This is a genomic window from Pseudomonas sp. 39004 (assembly GCF_028682155.1).
Taxonomy (GTDB): domain Bacteria; phylum Pseudomonadota; class Gammaproteobacteria; order Pseudomonadales; family Pseudomonadaceae; genus Aquipseudomonas; species Aquipseudomonas capeferrum.
The window spans coordinates 1-6,679 of the sequence record NZ_JANIAG010000242.1; the positions used below are offsets into that span (position 1 = coordinate 1).

Consider the following 6,679-nt stretch of genomic DNA (forward strand, 5'->3'; position numbering starts at 1 on the left):
GCAAAGCGGCCCCGCTTTTTTCCCCCTGATTCAACCGAGACCACGCAATGCCGCTGTCAAACGTCCAGATCCTCCACGAAGACGCCGCCATCCTGGTGGTCAACAAGCCAACCCTGCTGCTGTCGGTACCCGGCCGTGCCGACGACAACAAAGACTGCCTGATCACCCGCCTGCAGCAAAACGGCTACCCCGATGCGCTGATCGTGCACCGTCTGGACTGGGAAACCTCCGGCATCATCCTGCTGGCCCGCGATGCCGACAGCCACCGCGAGTTGTCGCGCCAGTTCCACGACCGCGAAACCGAAAAGGCCTATACCGCCCTGTGCTGGGGCCAGCCGGCGCTGGACAGCGGCAGCATCGACCTGCCCCTGCGCTACGACCCGCCGACCAAGCCTCGGCATGTAGTGGACCACGAGCAGGGCAAGCATGCCCTGACCTTCTGGCGCATCCTGGAACGCTGCGGCGATTACTGCCGGGTCGAGCTGACCCCGATTACCGGGCGTTCGCACCAGTTGCGCGTGCACATGCTGTCGATCGGCCACCCGCTGCTGGGCGACCGCTTGTACGCCAACCCTGAGGCCCTGGCAGCGCATGAGCGCTTGTGCCTGCATGCCGCGATGTTGAGCTTTACCCACCCGGTTTCCGGGGAGCGGCTGAAGTTCGAGTGCCCGGCACCCTTCTGATGACCTTCGCGGGCTTGCCCGCGACGGGCCCGACACAATTTGTGATCTATCTGCGTTAAACTCGCGCCACTGCTGTCTGGAGTGAGTTATGCGCGAAGCACTGAACACTGGCCTGATCGATTTCCTCAAGGCCTCCCCCACGCCCTTCCACGCCACTGCCAGCCTGGCCCTGCGCCTCGAGGCTGCCGGCTACCAGCGCCTGGACGAGCGCGACAGCTGGGCCACGGTGCCTGGCGGTCGGTATTACGTCACCCGCAACGACTCCTCGATCATCGCCATCAAACTGGGCAAGCAAGCGCCCCTGCTGAGCGGTATCCGCATGGTCGGCGCCCACACCGACAGCCCGTGCCTGCGGGTCAAGCCACAACCCGAACTGCAGCGCCAAGGCTTCCTGCAGCTGGGCGTCGAGGTATACGGCGGTGCGCTGTTGGCGCCCTGGTTCGACCGCGACCTGTCCCTGGCAGGGCGGGTCACGTTCCGCCGTGACGGCAAGGTCGAGAGCCAGCTCATCGACTTCAAGCTGCCCATCGCGGTCATCCCCAACCTGGCGATCCACCTCAACCGCACCGCCAACGAAGGCTGGCCGATCAACCCGCAGAACGAACTGCCACCGATCCTGGCCCAGGTCGCCGGCGATGAGCGCATCGACTTCCGCGCCCTGCTCACCGAGCAGTTGGCCCGCGAGCACGAGCTCAATGCCGACGTGGTACTGGACTACGAGCTGAGTTTCTACGACACCCAGGATGCCGCGCTGATCGGCATCAACCGTGACTTCATCGCCGGTGCCCGCCTGGACAACCTGCTGTCATGCTATGCCGGCCTGCAGGCACTGCTGGCCGCCGACAGCGACGAGACCTGCGTGCTGGTGTGCAATGACCACGAAGAGGTCGGCTCGTGCTCGGCCTGCGGCGCCGACGGCCCGATGCTGGAGCAGACCCTGCAACGCCTGCTGCCCGAAGGCGACACCTATGTGCGCACCATTCAGCGCTCGCTGATGGTCTCGGCCGACAACGCCCATGGCGTGCACCCCAACTACGCCGACCGGCACGACGGCAACCACGGGCCCAAGCTCAACGCAGGGCCGGTGATCAAGGTCAACAACAACCAGCGCTACGCCACCAACAGCGAAACCGCCGGGTTCTTCCGCCACCTGTGCATGGCCGAGGAAGTGCCGGTGCAGAGCTTCGTGGTGCGCAGCGACATGGGGTGCGGCTCGACCATCGGTCCGATCACCGCCAGCCACCTGGGCGTGCGCACGGTCGATATCGGCTTGCCGACCTTTGCCATGCACTCGATCCGCGAGTTGTGCGGCAGCCACGACCTGGCGCACCTGGTGAAGGTGCTGACCGCGTTCTATCGCAGCCGCGAGCTGCCGTGAGAGTCAGGGTGTAACTGACGGCTTCTTCGCGGCACAAGCCCGCGAAGAAGCCGAAACAGGTCTTGCTACTGCCTCGGATCAACCCGCTTCGCCTGCTAACCGCTATGCTTGTTACATGGCCCCACTGCAAAAGGATTGCTGTCCATGTCCCCCTTCTTGTCCCTGTTCGTGCCGGTGTTCCTGTTCCTGCTGCTGCTGACCATCGGCTTCAGCCTGCGCGAGCGCAACATCGGGGTGCTGATGATGTGGATCGGCACGCTGGGCATCTTCGGCCTCACCTGCTGGAAGATCCTGGAGAAACTGCCCACATAAACCTCTACACTCGGTCAATCGTTTGACCTGAGGTAGATTTCCCGGTGCCTGCCCTCCTGCGTTACCTGACCCTGCTGCTGTTTCTGCTCATCTCCCCAGTTCAGGCCGCCGGCCTGCCGAGCCTGCTCGGCGCCGGTACGCCTTCCCAGCCTGCGGCCACCGAGCCGCTGGGCAAGTCGCTGGACGAGGTGATCAAGAACCTGGAAAACGACCAGCAGCGCGCCAAGCTGCTGGCCGACCTGAAAAAACTGCGCGACGCCACCCAGCAATCGCAACCCACCGTCGAACAAGGCGTATTAGGCCTGATCGGCGGTGCGCTGCATGATTTCGAACGGCAGTTCAGCGGCGACGCCAGCCCCTTCCACCGCTGGTCGATGGAAATCGACCAGGCCCAGACGGAACTGACCGAACTGATGGTGCCGGTGCACCAATGGCCGGCGATCCTGTTCGGTTTTGCCGCGATCATCGCCGTGTGGAGCCTGCTGGCGTATGCCTTCAACTGGGTCGGCCACCGGGTACGGCTACGCTTCGGCCTCACCGAAGAACTGCCCCAGCACCCTCGGACCTGGGACCTGGTGCGTTTTGCCCTGCGCAAACTCGGGCCTTGGCTGGTGGCCCTGGTGTTCACCGTATACTTGAGCTTTGCCCTGCCCTCCTCGCTGGGCAAGTCCATGGCCATGGTGCTGGCGTACGCGCTGGTGGTGGGCACCTGCTTCTCGGCCATCTGCGTGATCGCCTTCTCGCTGCTCGACGGCCCCCATCGCCACCGCGCCCTGCACATCCTGCGGCACCAGGCTTTCCGCCCGCTGTGGCTGATCGGCAGCTTTGCCGCCTTCGGCGAAGCCATGAGCGACCCGCGCATGACCGTTGCCCTCGGCACGCACCTGGCACACGCCCTGGCAACCCTGGCCAACGTCATCGCAGCGATCTGCACCGGGCTGTTCATTCTGCGGTTCCGCCGCCCGATCGCCCACCTGATCCGCAACCAACCGTTGGACCGGCGCCTGACCCGACGCACCCTGAGCGACACCATCGAGATTCTCGGCAGCTTCTGGTTCGTGCCGGCGATGATCCTGGTGGCCATTTCACTGTTCGCCACCTTCATCTCGGCCGGCGACACCAGCACCGCCCTGCGCCAGTCGCTGATGTGCACGGTACTGGTGGTGGTGTGCATGGTGCTCAACGGCCTGGTGCGTCGCCACGCCGCCAACCCCAAGCGCGCCAACAAGCGCCAGGCGGTGTACACCGAGCGCCTGCGCAACTTCGCCTACGCGCTGGTGCACCTGTTCATCTGGCTGCTGTTCATCGAACTGGGGCTGCGCGTGTGGGGGCTGTCGATGATCAGCTTCGCCGAGGGCGACGGCCATGAAGTGAGCCTGCGCCTGCTGGGCCTGGCCGGCACATTGATTGCCGCCTGGCTGGTGTGGATCCTGGCCGACACGGCCGTGCACCATGCGCTGGTACGCTCGCGCCGCGGGCTGGCCAACGCCCGCGCGCAAACCATGATGCCGCTGATCCGCAACGTGATGTTCGTGGCCATCTTCATCATCGCGGTAATCGTCGCCCTGGCCAACATGGGCATGAACGTTACCCCGCTGCTGGCCGGTGCCGGTGTGATCGGCTTGGCCATCGGTTTTGGCGCGCAGTCACTGGTGGCCGACCTGATCACCGGGTTGTTCATCATCATCGAGGATTCGCTGGCCATCGACGACTACGTGGATGTCGGCGGGCACCTGGGCACGGTCGAGGGCCTGACCATTCGCACCGTGCGCCTGCGCGACATCGACGGCATCGTGCACACCATCCCGTTCAGCGAGATCAAGAGCATCAAGAACTACTCGCGGGAGTTCGGCTACGCGATCTTCCGCGTGGCGATTCCGCACAGCATGAACATCGACCAGGCGATCACACTGATCCGCGAGGTGGGGCAGAAGCTGCGTAACGACCCGTTGATGCGCCGCAATATCTGGTCGCCGCTGGAACTGCAGGGGGTAGAGAGCTTCGAGTCGGGCTCGGCGATCTTGCGGGCACACTTCAAGACCGCGCCGATCAAGCAGTGGGAAGTGTCGCGGGCGTTCAACCTGGCGTTGAAGCGCCAGCTGGATGAGGCCGGGCTGGACCTGGCAACGCCGCGGTTGTCGGTGCAGGTGGTGACGGCGGGCGGTGGCGGCATGAGCGAAGCCGGTTCGTCCAGCTAGCATCCCCCTCAACCGGCCTGGGCACGAATGCGAATCGCATCATGCCGCCAATACTCGAGGTCACAGTCGATCAGATGCCCATGCTGGTCGCTGTTGACCCGGGTGATATGCAACCCAGGGCTGCCGACCGACACCTTCAGCGCTGCTGCTGCGTCCACCGGTAACGCCGTGGGCAAGATCTCGAAACACACCTGCCCGTAACCAATGCCATAGACCCGCCCATAGATCTCGGTCAGTGACTGGGCCAGGTCCTGCTCGAGAACCCCTGGGAAGTACGCGGGGTTGAGGTAATGCTCGGCATACAGCACCGCCCGCCCGTCGATACGCCGCAACCGGCAGATACGCACCACACTGGACAACGCCGGCATGCGCAGCCGTGCGCAGACAATGGCCGAGGCAGGCTGCAGCCGCGCCGACAGCAACTCGGTACTCGGTACCCGCCCCTGATCACGCACCATGGCATGAAAGTGGCTACGCTCGATCAGGTCATAGGTCAGCCGCTGGGGCGCGACGAACCAGCCACGGCGCTCTTCCCGATAGATCAGCCCCTGGGCTTCCAGCTGCGCCAAGGCCTCACGCAAGGTGATGCGGGTGGTGTCGAACACCTCGCTGAGCTTGCGTTCGGCCGGCAGCTTGCCCCCCGGCGCCAGCAGGCCGTGTTCGATCTGCTCCTGCAGGGCGTGGCAGATGGCTGTTACCGCACGCGGTGGCATTGGCTGCATCAAAGGTTACCTATCTGGACTAGTCCAGCCCCATGACAGGGCATCTGGAGCGTAGTGCAAGCCTAGGCAGGGCTGATGAACATCCTGTGACAAAGGCGCCACAAGGGCTTTGCCAGAATCGGGCCAAGCCAGGCAAATCAGGGCTTGGGATCTGGTCTACGCTGTATTTTCAGGCAACCGGAGCCACCGCTTCAGGCCTCTCCCTACATCAAACTGTCACGCAAGCGACTTACCTTGGCTCAAGGTTTGCTGACCTAGACCAAAGGTCGCCAGTAACAGCTTCATTCATGACAACAATCGCAAACGGCACCCACCCAAGGAGCTTCGGATGAAAAAGTTCTTCATGGCGTCACTGCTCGGTTCGGCCATCGCCTTGTGTACCACGGCCATGGCCGCCGACACCGACCTCAAGGCCCTGGAAGACGCCGCCCGCAAGGAAGGCACCGTCAACAGCGTGGGCATGCCCGATGCGTGGGCCAACTGGAAAGGCACCTGGGAAGACCTGGCCAGCAAGTATGGCCTCAAGCACAGCGACACCGACATGAGCTCGGCCCAGGAGCTCGCCAAGTTCGCTGCCGAGAAGGACAACGCCAGCGCCGACATCGGCGACGTTGGCGCCGCCTTCGGGCCGATTGCGGTGACCCAGGGCGTGAGCCAGCCATACAAGCCGAGCACCTGGGACCAGGTGCCGGAGTGGGCCAAGGACAAGGACGGGCACTGGGCGCTGGCCTATACCGGCACCATCGCGTTCATCATCAACAAAGACCTGGTGAAGGAAGAGGAACGTCCGAAAACCTGGCATGACCTGGAAAAAGGCAAGTACAAGGTCGCCATCGGCGACGTCGGCACCGCTGCCCAGGCCGCTAACGGCGTACTCGCCGCTGCCATCGCCTACAAGGGTGACGAAGCCAATATCGCGCCGGGCCTGCAGCTGTTCACCAAACTGGCCCAGCAGAAGCGCCTGTCACTGGCCAACCCGACTATTCAGACCCTGGAGAAGGGCGAAGTGGAAGTCGGCGTGGTGTGGGACTTCAATGGCCTGAGCTACCGTGATCAGATCGACCCCAAACGCTTCGAGGTGCTGATCCCGTCGGACGGCTCGGTCACGTCGGGCTATACCACCATCATCAACAAGTACGCCAAGCACCCTAACGCGGCCAAGCTTGCGCGTGAGTACATCTTCAGTGATGCAGGGCAGACCAACCTGGCCATCGGCCACGCCCGGCCGATCCGCGCCGAGCACCTGAAGTTGCCGGCTGATGTGCAGGCCAAGCTGCTGCCCAACGACCAGTACGGGGCTGCGCAGCCGATCAAGGATGCCGCAGTCTGGGAAGCGACCTCGAAGAAGCTGCCGCAGATGTGGAACGAGCAAGTGATCATCGAGAT

Annotated in this window: 6 protein-coding genes; 5 read left to right on the plus strand and 1 reads right to left on the minus strand. The window is 63.8% G+C overall.

All coding sequences use genetic code 11. The features are described from left to right. The first annotated feature begins 47 nt into the window (after window positions 1-47). The 4 genes from NP534_RS25040 to NP534_RS25055 all read left to right on the plus strand — a co-directional run bounded on the left by NP534_RS25040 (window position 48) and on the right by NP534_RS25055 (window position 4,571). Window positions 48-683: an RluA family pseudouridine synthase gene (locus NP534_RS25040; protein ID WP_033700735.1), complete on the plus strand. Its 636-nt coding sequence runs from the start codon at window positions 48-50 to the stop codon at window positions 681-683. A gap of 88 nt (window positions 684-771) precedes the next feature. Then, window positions 772-2,061, plus strand: coding sequence for a M18 family aminopeptidase (locus NP534_RS25045; RefSeq protein WP_274100488.1), 1,290 nt, complete (start codon window positions 772-774; stop codon window positions 2,059-2,061). Between the two features lie 144 nt (window positions 2,062-2,205). Beyond that, window positions 2,206-2,373, plus strand: a complete 168-nt coding sequence (locus NP534_RS25050; protein WP_167334464.1) for a hypothetical protein — start codon at window positions 2,206-2,208, stop codon at window positions 2,371-2,373. 44 nt (window positions 2,374-2,417) lie between these two features. After that, on the plus strand, window positions 2,418-4,571 hold the full coding sequence (locus tag NP534_RS25055; RefSeq protein ID WP_274100489.1) for a mechanosensitive ion channel family protein: 2,154 nt from the start codon (window positions 2,418-2,420) through the stop codon (window positions 4,569-4,571). A gap of 8 nt (window positions 4,572-4,579) precedes the next feature. On the opposite strand, the gene NP534_RS25060 is transcribed toward NP534_RS25055, so the two are convergent. Continuing rightward, window positions 4,580-5,293: a UTRA domain-containing protein gene (locus tag NP534_RS25060; protein WP_274100490.1), complete on the minus strand. Its 714-nt coding sequence runs from the start codon at window positions 5,291-5,293 to the stop codon at window positions 4,580-4,582. A gap of 328 nt (window positions 5,294-5,621) precedes the next feature. Here NP534_RS25060 and NP534_RS25065 point away from each other — a divergent pair. After that, window positions 5,622-6,679, plus strand: a 1,058-nt coding sequence (locus NP534_RS25065) for an ABC transporter substrate-binding protein (RefSeq protein ID WP_274100491.1), incomplete at its 3' end; no start/stop codon positions are given.